A 1,111-nucleotide genomic window follows, 5' to 3' on the forward strand; every position below is an offset into this window, starting at 1 on the left:
GATTTATTTTTGTTAGCTTGCTAGTGTCTCTATTATTTATTAGATTGTTGATGTTGATAATAAAAAGATACACGCAATTAGTCTATCTTTTTAATTCAATAAACTTTTCATATTTAATTCTATTCTTAGTTTGCTTTTTTCTATGTTTTTTCTATTAATACAGTTAAATGCGAAAAAAATAATAATTTATATGTATGCTTTTTATAGTTGCTATTTTTGCTTACTGTTTATATTCTGTCTCTTATACACATCTAGATGTGTATTTAGACGTTGAGTATGGTTATCAAGCATTGAATTATCTTGTAAGTAGGTTTACGAATAATATTCATATTTTCTATTTTATACTAGGTATTTTAACAAATGGTTTGTTTTATTTAGGCATTACAAGATTTAGACAATGGGTTAGCATACCACTTTCTTTTCTAACATATCTGTTTTTGTTTTATGGAAATACATTAAATATTATGAGGCAATCTGTTGCTATGGCATTCGTATTTTTGGGAATAAGTTTGTTTATTACCTCAAAGAAACGTTTGGGAATAGCCATGTTATTTTGTAGTTTACTTTTTCATAATTCTGCAATAGTTGGTTTTGCAATTTTGCTCTTATATATAATTTTAGAAAAGTCTAAGAACACTTTGAAACTACATCTGACAATTTTACTCTCCGCATTAACGGTGTCTGTGTCGGCTGTAACTATTTTAGGTATGCTAACTAAAACTGGCCTAATTGGGAATAAATTTGAACAATATATTGGTACAAATCAATCAGAATCAGATGTTTCGTTATCAACTATTGGGATGCGTTTGCCAATGGTTGTATGGTGGATCAGGTCATATAAATCATTAGTAAAGAAAAATCTATTTTTTTCTTTTATGTTTTTAATAACTATGATGGATTTGATATTTATTTCGTTGAGAATGATTGATATCACAGTTAGTCGTGTTATCTTGTATTTGGCAGTATTTAAAATTATTTCTTATCCCTTGATTATAAAGTATTCAATCAAAGACAAAAACCTTAGATTTTTATGCTATTTATTATTTATTGGATATTTGATTCTAGTTTGGTATTTACAAGTTGTTGTTGGTGGAAATGGAGAGATATATCC

General features: G+C 27.1%; 1 protein-coding gene. It reads left to right on the forward strand.

All coding sequences use genetic code 11. The features are described 5' to 3' along the window. Positions 1-290: 290 nt before the first annotated feature. Positions 291-1,111, forward strand: an 821-nt coding sequence (locus tag A5819_RS09820; RefSeq protein ID WP_254907249.1) for an EpsG family protein, incomplete at its 3' end; no start/stop codon positions are given.

This window comes from Enterococcus sp. 7E2_DIV0204 (assembly GCF_002140855.1).
Lineage (GTDB): Bacteria > Bacillota > Bacilli > Lactobacillales > Enterococcaceae > Enterococcus_L > Enterococcus_L lemimoniae.